The organism is Rhodohalobacter sulfatireducens (assembly GCF_022012475.1).
Taxonomy (GTDB): Bacteria; Bacteroidota; Rhodothermia; order Balneolales; family Balneolaceae; genus Rhodohalobacter; species Rhodohalobacter sulfatireducens.
On sequence record NZ_JAKLWS010000009.1, the window covers coordinates 117,854 to 135,733 of the forward strand.

Consider the following 17,880-nt stretch of genomic DNA (forward strand, 5'->3'; position numbering starts at 1 on the left):
TCAAATCCACAATATTCAAATATGTTAACCTTACTTTCTACCCGTTAACAATCCCACAACAACTACGAAAACAACTGACCCGATAATTGACCAAATGATTGGGAATTGACGTCCGCCAACTTCAATGCTGAAAATTTCAGGTAATCCTAATTGAGTGCTTAACCAAGACCCAAGCAACGCTCCGATAAAACCCACTACAATTGAAACGACACATCCTCCGCGGGAGTAACCTGCAATAGCCTGCCCTATAGATCCGCAAATTCCGGCGATTAACAGTAAAAGCAAAAATTCAATAAGTCCCATAATCTATGCCTCAAAGTACTTTTTATTAATGTAAAATAATTGTGATCTACTCTCCCATTACAGTTCCCTCTCTTCGTGGATCTGCACCGCCAAAATATCCTTTATCGGTTTTTTGAATGGCATGGATTCCACTTGTCATCGGCCTGATGATAATTTCATGCCCCATTGCCTCAAGTTCATTAATTAAATTATCAGGGAACCTGTTTTCTTCTAACACAGAAGGCCCATTATAGTTTCCAAAATTCGGCAAATCGATCGCTTTCTGTGCATTAAGATCCCATTCATACATGCCTACAATTGCTTTAGCCGTGTAATGAATGATAGATGTCCCTCCGGGTGAACCGACAGATGCAAGAAATTCTCCCGTTTCACCGTCAAAAACTAACGTTGGTGCCATACTCGACCTCGGCCGTTTCCCGGGTTCAACGCGATTTGCTATTGGATTTCCCTCTTCGTCGATCGGGCTGAAAGAGAAATCTGTGAGCTCATTATTTAGCATAAATCCACCCGGCAAACCGGTTCCGCCGTCACTCATAATTCGGCTCCCAAACCCACTCTCGATTGTTGTTGTCATCGAAACCGCATTACCTTCGCGGTCAACAATACTAATATGGCTTGTGCCGTATTCCGGTTGTGTTTTCTGAACGCCATACATAGCCTGCATCTCTCCCGGTGTTCCGGGTTCAGCTCTTTCCATGCTTGCATTGGTTTGAATCAACTGAGCACGTTCGGCAAGGTAGGTGGAGTCCAGCATCGTCTGCCAACTCCCACCGGGTGGTTGCACAAAACGTTCATCAGCTACATATTGATTACGATCGGCAAAGGCCAGTTTTGCTGCTTCCAGGTATTGATGAAGCCATCCGGTTGAAGGGATGGAATCCAGGAACGCAACCTCCGGTTCCTTAAGGTTTTCCATGATCCCCAGAATCTGCATAATAGCCAGATGCCCGGAAGCGGGTGGTGGAAATCCACAGATTTCGTATGCTTTCCAATCGTTGCAGATCTCTTCAGTTTCCAAATCGAGACTTGGGTACTCTTCCAGGTCCTCAGTTGTCATCGATCCGGGCTGTTCATGTGCTTGTATTCTTGCTGAGATATCCCGGGCTGCATCTCCTTCATAAAAAGCTGAAATCCCTTCACCGGAGACTTTCCTGAGTATTTGAGCCAATGCAGGATTTTTCAGTAAGTGCCCGACCGGTAGTGCATTTCCCTCCTCATCATAATAAAAGTCCCGTGCTAATTCGTCATTACGCAGGGATTCATCATTTTCCAAGAGTTCATGTAAGCGTGGTGTAATCTCAAATCCCTCCTCTGCAAGTGTGATCGCCGGTTCAAGAACTTCCGTCCATGGTAGCCGGCCAAATTCGTCGTGTATTACATTCAGAAGAGCCAATGTTCCGGGTACACCTACTGATTTCCCACTCCGAACGGCATCAGCGTGTTGTAGTGTCTCCCCGTTTTCATCCAGGAAAAGTCGCTCTGTGGCCCCGGATGGAGCCGTCTCACGCCCATTGTATGCATGAATTTCTTTCCCATCCCACATCATGAAAAACGCTCCACCCCCAATTCCACTCGATTGAGGTTCAACCAACGTAAGTACCAACTGTACTGCAATGGTTGCATCAACAGCATTGCCACCGGCCTGAATGATCTGATAACCGGCGTCAGTTGAGAGTGGATTTGCAGATGCTACAGCAAACTCAGATGTAGCCCATCCGGGTTTAGGTTGATAACCGGTGGAAATCTCCGGCGGTTCGGGAATCTGATAGCTTACTTTGCCCTGCTGACTTTGACTCACGCAACCTGACAGGGAAAAAAATACAAATCCTGCAGAGATGATTAACAAGATTAATAGATTCTTTATAATATTGCAGGACATTTAGATAAGGCTTTTTATTAAAGTTATATTTAAATTTTTTTAAGATTGAAAAATCAAACAGAAATATGTCAACTCCCTCTACCATATACAAAAAGGGATTTTTGAGAACCTCGGCTGCACAGTGAGTTTTTGTGCTGTCGAGTTCCATCCCAAAATATGAATTCAGCAGCCGTTAGCCCCGCTGCTCCTCCGCCTATTACCGCTGCGTCGTACATCATCTTCATGTAATATTCTTTTCTTTAACTTTTGATTTTACTTTTCGGAGTGTCGACCATGCTCCGTAGACCAGCATCATCAGTACAATTAAATATACCCACACAGGTGCATTTTCTCCGGCGATCATCAGGTAGAGATAGGCCGATACAAAAAAGAAACTTGCCGATAGAATTGGCAAAACAATCGATAAATATCTTTTATAGTTTCTGACTATCCAAGCAACCGAGATAGTAAAAAAGGTATCGTTCCAACATCAATACCTCCAAAAATGAAAGGATAAACCCCGTAATTTTCACTAAAGCTAAAAACCAATTGCCAAAAGCTTCAAACCATTCCATACTTTTTAACCGCAAGACTACGTTTAATTGTAAATCAATCCATCTCACTAGATTCACATTTTCAGACCTGTGTATCTAATATCTGTAAAAGTTTGAAACTTTATTATCTTAGAATAGATTATTGAGATTGGCGTTGATATATTCAGCATCTAATAAACCAGACAGAGTTGAGTCCACTTAGATCTAAATTATCGGTTTTTATACTTGCTATAGCAGCATTGGGTTTGCTTTCCTCCCTGATGCACTATCACAGCTATACGCTTGACTGCCTGGAGCACGCCGGTGAACCACACTACACAGAATATGAGATCGTATGCCCGGTATGTGCTCTTCATGTTAAAGTGGACACAGATGAAATTAACTCGTTTGAAGCAGATTTAGATTTTAAAGAGTACATCGTTTCCACTGATGATCTTCTTATTCTCCAGGAAAATTACGACACCCCTCTTGGACGCTCACCCCCTTTCATAGCTTAGTGTTATCACTTCTTCAACCCGCATTTGCGGAATATTATAAACTAAATCACAATATTTTAACTCTTTCAAGCTATGAAAAGGTTTACTCTATTTCCCGCGGCTAAGACCGTACTTACGATTTTTATATTTTCGATCATTGCAATCTCATGCTCTAATTCAACCAGTTCCGATGATCACGATGATGATGAACATCAAAGTCCTGCCGGATTTCGTTTGATGATGAATGGTGCAGTAATGGCAGAGCAATTACCCGGGCAAGATGTTACCGGTGAATTTGAATTAACACATGGCGAAGAAACCGACCTCATTACAATTTTCTTTCTTGCAGAAGATGGAGATGAATTTCAGCCAGATGAAGAAGACTATAGTCTTGGTTATGAATTCGAAGATGAAGGCATCGCCGAGTTTGAACAACATGAGGAGGATGGAAAATGGAGTTTCCATTTACATGCTGAATCCGAAGGAATAACCGATTTAAGTTTAAAGCTTATGCACGGTGACCATTCGGATTTTACTACGCAGGGCATTCATGTTCATGTTGAAGAAGGCGAGCATGATGAAAATGATGAAGATCATGATCACTAATTAATCTTCCCAAAAGGCCTGTAAAAATACAGGCCTTTTAATTTTCTTTTCTAAAGATCGCATTGTATGAAAATACGCTTTGTTTCTTTGAAAACATTTTCTGTCAGGATATTCAAATATTTACTAATTCTTATTTCAACTCTGTTTGTTATAGTTCCTTATGGTTTTGGCCAAAATTTAGAAACATCACAAATCATTTCGGGCGATATTTTTGATGCTGAATCTGGTGAACCGGTACCCTTTGCATACGTTCATCTTGAAGAGATTAATCGTGCTATTACTGCTGATAGGAATGGTAAATTTCAGTTTCAAAATATTCCAACCGGAACTTACACATTGGCTGTTCACAGACTGGGTTTTCGTGATTGGCATCGTGAAATTGAAATAACCGGTGGTAATCAATCAATAAAAATACCCCTCCAGCCGGTTTCAGTATTGAGTGAAGAAATTACAGTAACAGGTGATTCTGAATTAACTACAGGATCTCGACTGGAACATGTATCTACAAAAATTTTGGGACAGGAATTGCGAAGAAATCTGGGAACTACTTTATCCGAAACTCTTCAGAACGAGGCGGGATTCAGTGAACGTTCTATTGGCCCCGTACCCGGTCGTCCCGTAATTCGAGGACTTGGTGATGAGCGAGTATTGATCTTGCAAGATGGCGAACGAACCGGAGATATATCAGCACAATCTGCTGATCATGCAGTGACTATTGATCCAATGGGGGCAGATGAGATCGAAATTGCCCGGGGCCCCGCAGCCTTAGCTTATGGAGCTAACGCCATTGGCGGAGTTATAAATGTGGTAAGGAATCAAATTCCGTCCTCGGTTCCAAGTTCAACCACGGGTTCTCTTTCGCTACAGGGAAAATCAGTTAATAAAGGGGCCTCCGGTGCATTCGATGCTTCTATACCCCTGGGAAATTTTGCAATGAATCTTGATATCAATGGGCGAACAGGGACAGACTTTACAACACCAAAAGGAACTGTTGAAAACTCATACATTCTAAACACTCATGACACAGCGGGAATTAGTTACATCGGGAATAAGGGATATATTGGTGGATCTGCTTCCTACTATTACTCAGAATACGGAATCCCACCTGATCCATTAGGTGGACATCCAAGCGGTGTAGATATCGAAATGACAAAGTACCAGTTTGATATTCGAGCAGAACGAACATTCAGTGACTCATTTTTTAGATTAGCAGAGGGCCGATATTCATTTGTAAATTATAATCATGTTGAGATTGAATCGAATGGATCTGTTGGGACTGAGTTTGGTAATTTAACTGCCAATGCATCTGCCAGGCTTCATAATAAAGAGTGGGGAATATTTGATAACGGATCCATGGGATTCTGGGGTGAATGGCAGGATTACGCTGTTTTTGGAGCAAGAACCCCGGATGCAAATCAGTATAGCACCGCTGCTTATATCATCCAAGTAGGCGATGCGGGTGACTTACATTATGAACTCGGTTCACGTTTTGAATATGTACTTTCCAAGCCTAAGGAAGAACGAAATTCTATTCGAATCGGTGAGATCAAACAGAGATCATTTGCGGCTCTTTCTACATCTGCATCTGCAATTTACGGATTAACGAATGAGTTATTTGTTGGTTCAACTTATATGCACTCGTTTCGGGCTCCAACTTTGGAGGAGCTTTACTCCGAAGGCCCTCATCTCGCTGCATATAGTTACGAGATTGGAAATCCGAAATTGGATGCTGAAAGAGGCATCGGGCTTGAGATCTTTTTCAGATACCGGTCAAACAGATTAACTGCAGAACTGGCAGGGTATCGAAATGACTTTCAAAACTATTTATATGCCCGCGACACCGGGGAACAAAGCATATCAGATCCATCTTTAAACAATTACCAGTTTGTAGGTGAGTCTGCTCTGTTTTTGGGAACGGAATTTTCTGCTGACCTTCAGCTCACAGATCAACTTTCAGTTGGCGGTACATTATCTTATACGAAGGCAGAACGAAATGTAAGTGAGGAGGAAAAGCAAATTACAGGATATAGTGGAGATACCCGTCCCCTTCCGATGATCCCGCCCTTGCAGGGTTCGGTTTACTCTCGATTTTCAAAGAATAATTTTACCGCGACTGTTCGATATAAAATGTCGGATGCGCAAACTCGTCTCGGAGAATTTGAAACAGAAACCGAGGGGTATGGACTTTTAAGTGCAACACTCCAATACAGATTTTCCACCTCCGGTATCCTTCATACGGTTTCACTGAGCGGATCAAACCTTCTGGATACTACTTATCGAGATCATTTATCCAGGATTAAGGAGGTTTTTCCTGCACCGGGACGGAATCTTAATCTGCTTTACCGCCTCTATTTTTAATTATTGAATTCGCAGATGGCACTACCTTGGTTTCATGCATTCGACCCATTCATTTCATCTGTCAATATTTAAAATTATATTTTTTCAGACTTATCTTCTTTACGAATAAAACCTACTGTCATTAAGCGGAACATAGACTTCTTAAAAACGTTCAAAACCTTGTAAAGTGTTTACTGCAAAGGATTAAATGAAAGCAACTAAATTTAATTAACATCGCTATTGAGACGATAAAATCATCTACAGAACGTCACTCTTTCATAGAAGTATTACCCATTTCACAAATCAAATGAAGAACACAATCAGACTTATAATTTTTGCCTTTGCTTTATTAGCATATTCACCCTTGTCGGCTCAGTATGCGAATCCCAGTGGAGATTTGAAGCCTGTTTCTGACGATGATATTTGGGCAAAAACCCTGGAGGGGAATCATTACAATGAGATGTGGAACTACCAGTTTTACCTGAATGATGGAATCACTGTTCACGCCGCTTTTTCAGTGGCAAATTTCGGTAGTTTTAAAGCTCCTGTAAGTGGTTTACAGATGTCTATTCAAAATCTGGATGGACAACTTTACCAGGTTTCAAGGGAGTACCCCATCGATCAATTAATTCAGGATCGCGAAAAAAACATATTTAAACTGCATCCCAATCGTACAATCTCTTTCCAGGGCAACCTTCCTGAAGAACATCGGGTAAACATAGAGTTCACAAAACACGATGTATACTATAAAGTAGAGTTGGAATTTTCGAATATTCAAAGGGGATTTAAATGGGGTGACGGCACCTTTCATATCGAAGGACAGGATGTGGGCATTATCACTCATATTCCGTACGCAGAAGTTCAGGGCACCGTAGCTGTGAATGATGTTGAAAAAAACGTACGCGGAACGGCATATATGGATCATACGTACCATGATCGAGCGGCAACCGATATTATGGACAGTGGATATCGATTTGTTCATCATGAAGACAGTAAGAATTGGGACTTGCTATATTTCCTTTTACCCAAGGATGCCTCAAATAACAGTACCGTTGGGTTTCGATTGAAAAATACAGATGGCAGTATATCCGTAAATGGAATCGAAAAAATTTCCAGGATGAACTCCTCTGAAACGTTCGGTGTGGATGTAGCACGAGTTATGGACATGAATATGGAGGATGATACTGAAATCCGGCTGTCTCGAACAGATGATTTTGAAAAATTTTCAATTCTCAGTGAACTTGGATGGCTTGCAAAAAAAGCAGCTAAGAGTTTCCTGGGGGGTGAAGTTATTTCACTTCGTGGAGAAGCTATTCTGATGGAACAGGCAAATCGACCTAAGAGAGGTTACTACAACTTTTATGTAGTAGATTGAGAATTCTGCTTCTACTTCTTTTAAAAACCTAAGGGTGTGTTATATTTATGCTCAAATTAACACCATATGAGACATTGTATTTTTTCTACCTATTTGTGGATCTGTATTTGACTTATAATTTCTACATGTCTTGAGATTTGATATCGGTATCAAAAATACAATGTCTTGTTCAACAAAATATCAAAAAATGGTTATAAGAGCTTGTCTCATATTTCTACTGTTTCTAATAAATATCTCTCCCCTTTCCGCCCAAATGAGTGATGCTCCTGACCGAACCGAAGGTGAAGGACCCTATGAGCGACTGATCATCCGCAGTGCAACGATGATTGACGGGACAGGCTCCCCCGCTGTTGGCCCGGTTGATATTGTAATATCCGGTAATCGGATCACAGATATCCAAACCGTGGGGTATCCCGGAGTACCGATAGATGAAGAAAATAGGCCCGATGCTGATGAAAATACCCGGGAACTCGATGCATCCGGGATGTACATACTGCCAGGATTTTTTGACATGCATGCTCATACCGGTGGACTAGCGCAGGGAACCGTCCCCGAATATGTATATAAACTTTGGTTGGCACACGGAATCACTTCTATTCGCGAACCCGGCTCTTTCAATGGCCTGGATTGGACACTTCGCCATAAAGAGAGAAGTTCCGATAATGAGATTACCGCTCCACGAATTTTTGCATATGCCGGTTTTGGTATGGGTTCTGAGGAACCGATTACCACACCTGAGCAAGCAAGAAATTGGGTCAGGATGATTGATGAACAGGGAGCAGATGGCATCAAGTTTTTTGGTGCACGGCCCGAAATCTGGGAAGCTGCCCTTGATGAAGCCAATCAAAGGGGACTTGGCTCGATGACTCATCACGCCCAAACACGTGTTGTCTATGCAAATGTACTGGATACTTCCGAAATGGGACTCAAAGGAATGACACACTGGTATGGCCTGCCGGAAGCTCTGTTTACCGATCGAATCATCCAGGATTACCCGTTGGATTATAACTACAGTAACGAACAACACCGGTTTGAAGAAGCGGGAAAACTTTGGAAGCAGGCGACTGAACCCGGAAGTGAACATTGGAATGAAGTAATGAATACATTGCTCGCCCGCGACTTTGAGATCAATCCAACCTTTACCATCTACGAAGCAAGCCGAGATCTGATGAGAGCACGTCGCGCCGAATGGCACGAAAAATATACTGTTCCTTCGCTTTGGGAATTCTATAAACCAAACAGGAAAGCACATGGCTCCTATTGGTTTGATTGGGGAACCGAGCAGGAAGTAGCCTGGAAAGAAAATTATCAACTTTGGATGGATTTCATCAATGAATACAAAAATCGAGGCGGCACGGTAACACTCGGCTCAGATGCAGGTTATATCTACAAACTCTATGGTTTTGCATACATCCGCGAAATGGAGTTGATGCGTGAAGCCGGTTTTCATCCGCTTGAGATATTTCAGTCAGCGTCATTAAAAGCCGCCGAAGTTCTCGAAGTGGATAACCAGCTCGGCACAATTGAGATTGGAAAACTTGCTGACTTAGTGATTGTTGAGGAGAATCCACAAGAAAATCTAAAAGTACTGTATGGGACGGGAGCGATTCGAGTGAATGAACAGAATGAAGCAGTCCGCACCGGTGGTGTGAAATATACCGTCAAAGACGGGATTATTTATGATGCCCAACAACTTCTCGACGATGTTGAGCGGATGGTCAATGAATCTAAGCAAAAACTGGATTATCAAATTACTCAACCCGGATTAGATTATTGATGAGCGATATTCCAACTTACTCAGATATAAAAGAGGCGGCTAAACGAATCCAAGGTTTTGCACACAAAACGCCGGTTCTCCAATCCTCTTTTTTCAATCAACGAACCGGGGCTGAACTCTTCTTCAAGTGTGAAAATTTTCAGAAAGTCGGAGCTTTTAAATTTCGCGGTGCTTTTAACGCGATCTCCCAACTTACTGAAGATGACGGCAAGAAAGGGATCATCACCCACTCTTCGGGAAACCATGCACAAGCGGTTGCACTGGCATCAAAAATGAATGGTTATAAAGCGACCATCGTAATGCCTGAAAATGCTCCTATAGTAAAGGTAAATGCCGTTCGGGATTATGGAGCTGAAATAGTTTTTTGTGAATCCACGATTGAATCACGGCAGGAATCGACGGATCAGATCATCTCAACAACCGGTGCAACATTTATTCATCCCTATAACAATGCTGATGTTATCGCCGGACAGGGAACATCAGCCAAAGAACTTCTCGAAGAGGTTCCTGATCTCGATATCATCATCGCACCGATTGGCGGGGGCGGATTGATGAGCGGTACAGCTATCGCATCCAAGTCAATCAAGCCAGATATAAAAGTGTTGGGAGCTGAACCAAAGCTGGCTGATGATGCCTACAGATCATTTCAAGCCGGATCTATCCAACCCGTATTACGAACAGATACCATTGCAGACGGTCTCCGTACGTCCCTCGGTTCTCTAACATTTCAAATCATAAAAGATAATGTGGATGATATCGTAACAGTAACGGAAGAATCGATTGTTCGTGATATGAGACGGGTTTGGGAGCGTATGAAAATCATTATTGAACCTTCGTGTGCAGTACCAATTTCGGCTTTATTGGACGGAGAGGTTGATATCAGTGGAAAAAAGGTTGGAATTATTCTAACCGGTGGAAATGTAGATCTTGAAAATCTACCGTGGAAATAATTCACAGAAAATTATGTATGTTTTGCAGGTACAAATTTATTCCAGATCGTCTATGATACGTTTTAAACCCATTTATCTACTACTCGGCTTAATTTTTCTTCTATCTTCATGTACGACTGAAGAGCAAAAACCTAAAAATCCATTTGAAGCTTATCTCTCAGAAGTGGATCCTGCCTATGATTATGAACTTGAGAGAACCATTAATGAAGAAGACTTTACTGTTTATGTTGTAAAGATGGTTTCTCAAACGTGGCTAAATGAAGAGATTGTGGATGAATCTGAGTGGTGGCATTGGCTTACGATAGTAGTGCCAAACCAGGTAGAGCACACAACGGGATTACTATTCATTGGTGGTGGTGACAGGGATGATTCGGCTCCGGAATCCGCAAATCCAATTATTCAAAACGCTGCTTTAGCTACAAATTCTGTAACAGCATATCTTCACAATATTCCATTTCAGCCTCTCACTTTTTTGAATGATAACCGAATGGATGATCGTGTTGAGGATGAAATCATAGCCTATGGTTGGCGGCAATTTTTAGAAGGAGGCTCTGAAGATGAAGATGCAGATTGGTTAAGCCGTTTACCCATGACTGCCGCAGCTCAACGCGCAATGGATACCGTAACTGATTTTGTGCAAAATCAACACTCCACATCTGTTGACAGTTTTGTAGTTACGGGCGCATCTAAAAGAGGCTGGACAACATGGACAACCGGCATTTTTGATGATCGCGTAATTGCAATTGCTCCCATTGTAATTGACCTGTTGAATCTTGAACCTTCATTTACTCATCACTGGAGGGCTTACGGAGAATGGTCACCTGCCATTGAGGACTATGAAGATGAACAGATTATGGATTGGCAGTTTTCTGAGGAATACGACCGAATGCTTGACCTTATTGATCCAATCTCTTATCGCGACAGCCTGGATATGCCAAAATATATCATCAATGCTGCCAGCGATGAGTTTTTCCTGCCTGACAGCTGGCAATTTTACTGGAATGAACTTCCATCCCCAAAATATTTGCGATATGTGCCGAATGCCGGCCATTCGCTGGAAAATACAGATGTCCCCGAGAGTTTTATATCCTACTATAATCATGTCATTAACGACAGGTCGATACCCGATTTCAACTGGACAGCTGACACAACCGGTTTCCAAATTCAGCTGGACCCAAATAATCTACCGGACGAGCTCATGCTTTGGAATGCACACAATCCAGACGACCGGGATTTCAGACTCTATGTGATTGATCGAATTTGGCTGGCCAGGAACCTTCAAGTTCCGGAGGATGGAAATATGTTTATCGAAATTGATACACCAGAGGATGGTTATACCGCCTGGTTTGTGGAAGCAACATATAAAGCTGATTCTGAATTACCCTTTAAACAAACCACAGGTGTTGTAGTAACTCCGAATACTTATCCATTTGAACCCTTTGCTCCTTCCGATTCGCTGGGCTCTGTTGCTATCGGTGAATGATCTTGCGGCAAATTTAATTTTTGATAGCGAAATTACAGTAAGCCACGAAACATGAGAATTGTCTCCCTATTACCAAGTACTACCGAAATATTATGTGATCTGGGCTTTGAAGATCAACTTGTAGGCAGATCGCATGAATGTGATCAACCTGAATCGATTAGAAATTTGCCGGAACTAACAGAATCGGCCGTAAAAAATACCGGGAATAGCGCTGAGATTGATCGAAATATTCATTCAGTCGTTGAAAATGGCCTCTCTGTGTTTACTGTAAAGACCGACTTGCTGGCAGAAATCAACCCGGATATCATATTTACGCAAGACCACTGCGAAGTTTGTGCCGTTTCTTTTGATGATGTGAAATCTGCCGTCCGGGAGTATTGCAGTGAAGACACTGAAGTCATCTCCATCTCCCCTTCAAATCTTGATGAGATCGCACAGTCGATTCACAAAATTGGAAAAGCACTGGGAGCTGAGGGTAAAGCTGAACAATTTGTAGACGAACTTGATCAGAGGATAGATATCATCCGAAATACAGTAATCGGAGAACCTGTAAAACGAGTGGCATGCCTGGAATGGATCGACCCGTTAATGACCGGGGGTAACTGGATACCTGAACTTCTTGAGATTGTAGGTGCCGAGTACCTGTTGTCTGAACCGGGTGAGCACTCTCCCTGGATTGATTGGGAGGATCTGGTGGAAGAAAATCCGGATGTAATACTCATAATGCCGTGTGGATATAGTATCGATCAATCGATAAAAGAATTTCACATACTTTCTCAGAAAAAAAATTGGCATTCTTTAAAAGCAGTACAAAACAACGAAGTATATATCCTTGACGGCAACCGGTATTTCAACCGACCCGGAACATCGATATTTGAGTCAACGCGTATCCTGGCTGAAATTCTGCACCCGTCCCTGTTTAAACCGATACATCAAAATGTCGGGTGGATTCGGTTTGATGGACAGTTACAAAATGCGCAATAAACTCTTAGATATTGACTCTTTAGCCTCTCTGAAATAAGCTGCCATTCGAAACTTGTTTCGCAATCTCCATTGGTTATTAAGTGTAAAAAACATCGGCCTGAGCTGGCAGAAAAAATCACCTCTAATCCTCTATCTCGTATGCTTTTTGAATCCCCTCTTTTTATGATTCATCCCGAGCTATTTGAATAGATGGCATATGCTTAATTTCAAAATTGCATGAGTTTGCAATAAAACACATCTCATTTGCTTTATGGTGTAGTTTTTTTGCTTTCTCTCTTTTATGTGGTTCCAATATTATTACTTCAGGTTGCAGGATTACAGATTCGAAATATCCTGATCCTCTATCCTTTTCAATCATTACACCAATAGCCGAATCCCGGTAATCAACTACTGTGACTCCATTTATAGAACAGAGATGCAGATACCAAAGCATGTGGCAAGAGGAGATTGAAGCAAGAAAAAGTTCCTCCGGATTATAACGATTTTTATCTCCTCGAAACGAAGGATCAGATGAACCTTTGATGTCCGGTTTACCATCAATTTGGATGGTATAATTTCTTTTATAAGATTCATAATTAGTGGTTCCATTTCCGGTATTCCCGTTCCAGTCCAAAAATATTTGATAATCGTGTTTCTTCATCTGTTCAATTCAATTTATATGGAATCAAATCATTCAAATTAGTATTGTTCTTAAAAATTATCAGCCATAATTAACTTAGTAGCTATGAGAAAAGATGACGTTTTTACGGCGATGATTAAGGAGGAGATCAATCAATTCCATAATTTCTTGAAGTATAAAGAGAAAAAGTGGTTACGCGAGGGTAAATATAGTAAAGTTGCTCAAAAAGGTCTTCGACAAGCCAGGATAATGGGGGTTTTTGTGATCTTCTCAATTCTTATTTTTTCTTTTTTCAGTGTATACCATTTTATTGATTACGGTAATACCGGTAACAACATCAGTCTATGGCTTGGAATTACTTCATGGATATTTGTCATCATTTCAACAGTCTATTACACACGGGATATCCTTCAGAAGAAAAAAAGCATGGAGCGTATTTTAAAACTTCTTGATGCTCGAGAGGACTATTACAGATCAAAAGAAAACGAAAAAAAGAGTTGATATGAAAAAAGCCATTTCTGCCGGAATCTTCATTGCCGGACTCCTGCTTTTGTACTTTGGATACCAGGAATATCAATCCATAAGTTCAGAAGTGGAAGAGTTCTTTACAGGTTCACCGAGCAACCGTGCTCTTTGGATGTTGATTGGTGGAGCTGCAGCATCCATTGCAGGTTTGGTCGGACTGTTGAGAAATTGAAAATTTCGGCTGCTTTGATTTTTAGAGGATACATTCAACTAAAATAAAGCGGAGCTTGTTACAGAGCGATGCAAAGGCGAACATTCGAACCGAGTAAAAAACTCAAAAAATAATTTTGTGTTTTTGTGTTTAGTGGCTACAAAAATTCAGACTTAACTCGTTCTAAGAACTCTCTTTCAATTTTTGAACCGACTCATCCATATGGCGTAGAAGGTCCCATCGATACATCCCGGAATTATGCCCGTCGTTCCAGGTTATTTTCAGAGCATGATTGCCAATTTGCTCCGCAGATACAATTTTATATGTTCTTGTAGGTTCAACCAAAAAGAGTTGAGGTTCGAACCGGCCCATTTGACTGTGTCCGCCCCGGCATTCCACACAGGGGCAATTTTTACGGAGGCCAAAAAGTGGAAACTCCGAAGTATGGCCATCGGCCCATTCAACTGTAAGAGTTTGGTCCGAATTAGAAATATCAACAGAAACCGGTTTTTCTCTTTTGCTCATGAATGAAATTGGATTGCTATTCGCTATTTGGGTTAGTAACATGTCACGTTGAAAAATACGTTCAAACCATGTGGATTTTAAATCTTTTTTTACTTTTTACGGCTATTGCAGGTGTCTATACCGGGGCTCAGCCCTGGTTTCGGTTCGACCGACTTAATAAAACCAATGTTTTAAACGGAACCCTCATCACACTTTCCGTTTTTACACTGCTGATGGTCCTGTATGTTCTTGGTTTTTTCCCTCAATCAATTGCAGCACCATTCATGATGGTTCTCTACTCTTTTTTGGGTGGCTTCTTCTTTGGATATGCAGTACGACTCTACAACCTCAGAAAAGAATCGGGCTATGTGCTATATCAACATCGGTCTTTTTGGGTTGATCATGCCCCCAACCTTTTAGCTTTAGGCATTATCCTCTTTGGAATATTCAGAACAGCAGTACTTACCGATCAAATTATTACCGGAATTCGGGTCACATCAGGCCTTTCGATGATCTGTTTTGGCTTATTTACATGGACATTGAAGGCAGTGCCTGAATTTCGATCAAAAGGTGTGATCCTGTTGGATCGCTATATTTTGTGGGAGGAGGTGATCTCCTGGCGATGGATCGGGGAAGATATTCTTGGGATTGAGTACCTGGTTGAAGAGGAGAAAACCGAAGATCGAATCAAGGAATTTACAACTACAATCCCCGAAATTGAACGAAAAGAGATTGAGATGATCCTCAAATCAAAAATGGATGAATATTTTGAGGAACGAAAGAAACGGTTGTTGGACCAGGAAGATTAACTTACCCGGCCGTGTTCAACCATCAGACATTTGTCTTCGATATATGTAAATCCATTTTTGTCCGCTATTCTTTTAGCTTCATCCGAACTCACGCCTATTTGAGTCCAAATAACAGGCTTCTGACCACTGGATTCTGACCAATTTACAATCTGTTGAACCATATCCGCGGAGTATCTGCTGTTTCTGAAAATGTCAATCATATCAATTTCAATATTCCCAGGAACATCTGATATATTCAGGTAACTTTTCAGACCGAAAACAGATTCTTCATTTGGATTTACCGGGATAATTGTAAATCCCGCATCCAGTAAGTATTTGCCAATTCTGTGGCTGGTTCGATAAGGGCTGGACGATAACCCGATGATGGCAATTGTTTTTGTTGAATTTAGAATCTCTTTCATTGTCATAGTTGATGACCCTCTAAAGGTGTTTCTATTCTCGATTGTGCTAAAAAAAGGTTACCTTTAAGTACGTTAAATTGATAATATAAATACGAGGAATATTTTGTCTAAAGCAAAAGACGGAGATACCGTTAAAGTACACTACACCGGCACACTTGAGAACGGTGAGGTGTTCGATACATCACAAGAACGAGAACCCCTTGAGTTTCAATTGGGTCAGGGTCAGCTCATTCCAGGTTTTGAGAAAGCAGTTATTGGATTGAGTGAAGGAGACTCAACCAAAGTTGATATCCCCAGCGATGAAGCATATGGAGAAGTACGAGATGACCTGGTAATCAACGTACCCAAAGAACAGCTGCCTGACGATGTTGAACCAAAAGTTGGAATGCAGCTACAAGTTAATCAACAGAATGGACAACCCATTCCGGTTCGGATTACCGAAATCAAAGATGAGGAACTCATACTTGATGCAAACCATCCTCTTGCAGGGAAAAACCTGACATTTGAGATTGAACTGCTTGAAGTAGCTTAAACTACATAAAATTATTAGTAATAACGGCCGACTGCCTATAGTAGTCGGCCTATTTTTTTGGTGAATTGACCTATATCGATTACTTAAAAAACAAGAAACAGATCATTCTGAGCCATATTCAGTATGACGTGTTCACAACTTCACTCTTAATATTTTTTTCGCCACTGATATAACTATGGCAGATTTCACAAAGAAAGGTACCGTTAGCATAACATGTCCGCTTGGGCTTGCTCCTTTTTTAAAAGAGGAGATCCAAGAGCACGGATTCAACATTACAAACAGCCGAGAGACCGGTGTTGAAATTGAAGCTTCTCTTAACGATTGCATCTACCTGAACTTTTGGCTTCGAACAGCCCACCGAGTTCATTACCTCATTGATGAAAAGCGGATTAAAACGCCGGATCAACTCAAAGTCTGGATCAAAAAATATCCATGGGAAGAATGGATAGATGAAAATGGATATTTTTCCGTGACCTCAAGAGTAGACCATCCTACGATAGAAAATGACCAATACGCAAACCTGATGGTAAAGGATGCCGTTGCCGATCGTATTCGTTTCAAGAAAGATCAACGGCCGGACAGCGGATCAGATCTCCAGAAAACCGTATTGTTTCTTTACTGGGATAAAAACATTGCAAGAATTTTTATAGATACATCCGGTGAGTCACTGTCCCGCAGGAATTACAGGGGTTCGGGAGCATTTGCACCTATGCAGGAAACATTGGCGGCAGCAATCATTAACGCAACCCAATGGAAGCCGGGGCAGCACTTTATCAATCCAATGACAGGCAGTGGAACATTGGCAATTGAAGCCGTGATGCAAGCTACCCGGAGAGCACCGGCCTCTTTGAGAAACAATTTTGGTTTTATGCACATTCTCGGGTTTGATGAAGAATACTATCGAACTGTACGCGATGAAGCCAGGCTTGGTGTAGTGAAAGATATTGAGGGAAAATTTATAGCAACAGATAATGATCCCAATGCCATAATCGCTGCAAAAAGGAATGCCCAAACCGCCGGTGTGGATCACATGATCGATTTTCAAACCTGTGACTACTCAGAAACTCCAGTTCCGGATGGCGATGGAGTGGTTGTATTCAATCCACCCTATGGGGAGAGAATTGGTTCCCCGGATGATCACATCTCACTTTACAAAGGTATTGGTGATTTTCTGAAAAGTAGTTGTCCGGGTAAAATGGGCTACGTCTTTACGGCCAACAATAAACTCACCAAAAAAGTAGGACTGCGGGCTTCCTCCAGAACCACATTTTTCAATTCAACAATTGAGTGTCGTCTGCTTGAGTATGAACTGTATAAAGGATCCAAAAAATAGTACCCCTTTCAGGAGAGACTGAGATTCTCAATTGTTCTTGAGAATCTCAGAGGGATGTTGATGAGGCTTGGATTTCGTTCAATATTTCGCCCAGTGAATCTGAGCTGGCGCCACGAAAAGTCGGGGTGCCCTCGAAATCTGGTTTATAGCAGAGACCTATTTATTCAATTTTACTCGATCCGAAAGTTCCTTGCCAACGAAGCTTTAGCGTAGTTTACCTTCTTCGGATAAACCACCATGAAGCTCTGCTTCCTTTCACATTGTGACTCACTTCTCCCCTTTTTATATCAACTCACTAAATTC

The 17,880-nt window shown here is 41.6% G+C and carries 19 protein-coding genes; 13 read left to right on the top strand and 6 right to left on the bottom strand.

Annotation, left to right across the window (positions count from 1 at the left end; translation table 11 throughout):
• Positions 1–30 precede the first annotated feature (30 nt).
• The 3 genes from L6773_RS09225 to L6773_RS09235 form a co-directional block, all read right to left on the bottom strand.
• Positions 31–303, bottom strand: a complete 273-nt coding sequence (locus tag L6773_RS09225; protein ID WP_237853655.1) for a GlsB/YeaQ/YmgE family stress response membrane protein — start codon at positions 301–303, stop codon at positions 31–33.
• 46 nt (positions 304–349) lie between these two features.
• Positions 350–2,182 carry a gamma-glutamyltransferase gene (gene ggt, locus L6773_RS09230; RefSeq protein WP_237853657.1) on the bottom strand — a complete coding sequence of 611 codons (1,833 nt, stop codon included), beginning with the start codon at positions 2,180–2,182 and terminating at the stop codon, positions 350–352.
• A gap of 220 nt (positions 2,183–2,402) precedes the next feature.
• Positions 2,403–2,576 (bottom strand): hypothetical protein, encoded by a 174-nt coding sequence (locus tag L6773_RS09235; protein WP_237853659.1) that lies wholly within the window; start codon positions 2,574–2,576, stop codon positions 2,403–2,405.
• Positions 2,577–2,903: 327 nt separating this feature from the next.
• Here L6773_RS09235 and L6773_RS09240 point away from each other — a divergent pair, with 327 nt between their 5' ends.
• The 8 genes from L6773_RS09240 to L6773_RS09275 all read left to right on the top strand — a co-directional run bounded on the left by L6773_RS09240 (position 2,904) and on the right by L6773_RS09275 (position 12,703).
• On the top strand, positions 2,904–3,212 hold the full coding sequence (locus L6773_RS09240; RefSeq protein WP_237853660.1) for a hypothetical protein: 309 nt from the start codon (positions 2,904–2,906) through the stop codon (positions 3,210–3,212).
• A gap of 72 nt (positions 3,213–3,284) precedes the next feature.
• A complete protein-coding gene (locus tag L6773_RS09245) occupies positions 3,285–3,797 on the top strand; it encodes a hypothetical protein (protein ID WP_237853662.1) in 513 nt (170 codons plus the stop codon).
• Between the two features lie 66 nt (positions 3,798–3,863).
• Positions 3,864–6,155, top strand: a complete 2,292-nt coding sequence (locus L6773_RS09250; protein WP_237853664.1) for a TonB-dependent receptor — start codon at positions 3,864–3,866, stop codon at positions 6,153–6,155.
• 286 nt (positions 6,156–6,441) lie between these two features.
• Entirely contained in the window at positions 6,442–7,509 is a 1,068-nt protein-coding gene (locus L6773_RS09255) for a hypothetical protein (protein WP_237853665.1), read from the top strand.
• 253 nt (positions 7,510–7,762) lie between these two features.
• Entirely contained in the window at positions 7,763–9,286 is a 1,524-nt protein-coding gene (locus L6773_RS09260; RefSeq protein ID WP_237853667.1) for an amidohydrolase family protein, read from the top strand.
• Positions 9,286–10,236, top strand: coding sequence for a pyridoxal-phosphate dependent enzyme (locus L6773_RS09265; RefSeq protein WP_237853669.1), 951 nt, complete (start codon positions 9,286–9,288; stop codon positions 10,234–10,236). The genes L6773_RS09260 and L6773_RS09265 overlap by 1 nt, the downstream gene beginning before the upstream one ends.
• A 52-nt stretch (positions 10,237–10,288) precedes the next feature.
• Positions 10,289–11,719, top strand: coding sequence for a PhoPQ-activated pathogenicity-related family protein (locus L6773_RS09270; RefSeq protein WP_237853671.1), 1,431 nt, complete (start codon positions 10,289–10,291; stop codon positions 11,717–11,719).
• A 51-nt stretch (positions 11,720–11,770) separates the two neighbouring features.
• Positions 11,771–12,703, top strand: coding sequence for a cobalamin-binding protein (locus L6773_RS09275; RefSeq protein ID WP_237853673.1), 933 nt, complete (start codon positions 11,771–11,773; stop codon positions 12,701–12,703).
• Between the two features lie 160 nt (positions 12,704–12,863).
• Here L6773_RS09275 and L6773_RS09280 read toward each other — a convergent pair whose 3' ends face one another.
• The gene (locus L6773_RS09280; protein WP_237853675.1) at positions 12,864–13,343 is read right to left on the bottom strand and encodes an OsmC family protein; all 480 of its coding nucleotides are present in this window, start codon (positions 13,341–13,343) and stop codon (positions 12,864–12,866) included.
• 84 nt (positions 13,344–13,427) lie between these two features.
• On the opposite strand from L6773_RS09280, the gene L6773_RS09285 reads away from it, so the two are divergent.
• Positions 13,428–13,823, top strand: a complete 396-nt coding sequence (locus L6773_RS09285; protein ID WP_237853677.1) for a hypothetical protein — start codon at positions 13,428–13,430, stop codon at positions 13,821–13,823.
• Between the two features lies 1 nt (position 13,824).
• Positions 13,825–14,019, top strand: a complete 195-nt coding sequence (locus L6773_RS09290; RefSeq protein WP_237853679.1) for a DUF3185 family protein — start codon at positions 13,825–13,827, stop codon at positions 14,017–14,019.
• Between the two features lie 162 nt (positions 14,020–14,181).
• Here the strand turns inward: L6773_RS09290 and L6773_RS09295 are convergent, their stop codons facing one another.
• Entirely contained in the window at positions 14,182–14,523 is a 342-nt protein-coding gene (locus L6773_RS09295; protein ID WP_237853681.1) for a DUF971 domain-containing protein, read from the bottom strand.
• Positions 14,524–14,591: 68 nt separating this feature from the next.
• Between L6773_RS09295 and L6773_RS09300 the strand changes: the two genes are divergently transcribed.
• Positions 14,592–15,311 (top strand): hypothetical protein, encoded by a 720-nt coding sequence (locus tag L6773_RS09300; protein WP_237853683.1) that lies wholly within the window; start codon positions 14,592–14,594, stop codon positions 15,309–15,311.
• Here L6773_RS09300 and L6773_RS09305 read toward each other — a convergent pair.
• The gene (locus tag L6773_RS09305; protein ID WP_237853685.1) at positions 15,308–15,712 is read right to left on the bottom strand and encodes a CoA-binding protein; all 405 of its coding nucleotides are present in this window, start codon (positions 15,710–15,712) and stop codon (positions 15,308–15,310) included. The genes L6773_RS09300 and L6773_RS09305 overlap by 4 nt on opposite strands.
• A 103-nt stretch (positions 15,713–15,815) precedes the next feature.
• Between L6773_RS09305 and L6773_RS09310 the strand changes: the two genes are divergently transcribed.
• A complete protein-coding gene (locus L6773_RS09310) occupies positions 15,816–16,244 on the top strand; it encodes an FKBP-type peptidyl-prolyl cis-trans isomerase (protein WP_237853686.1) in 429 nt (142 codons plus the stop codon).
• Between the two features lie 175 nt (positions 16,245–16,419).
• The gene (locus L6773_RS09315) at positions 16,420–17,577 is read left to right on the top strand and encodes a THUMP domain-containing class I SAM-dependent RNA methyltransferase (protein ID WP_237853688.1); all 1,158 of its coding nucleotides are present in this window, start codon (positions 16,420–16,422) and stop codon (positions 17,575–17,577) included.
• Positions 17,578–17,880 lie beyond the last annotated feature (303 nt).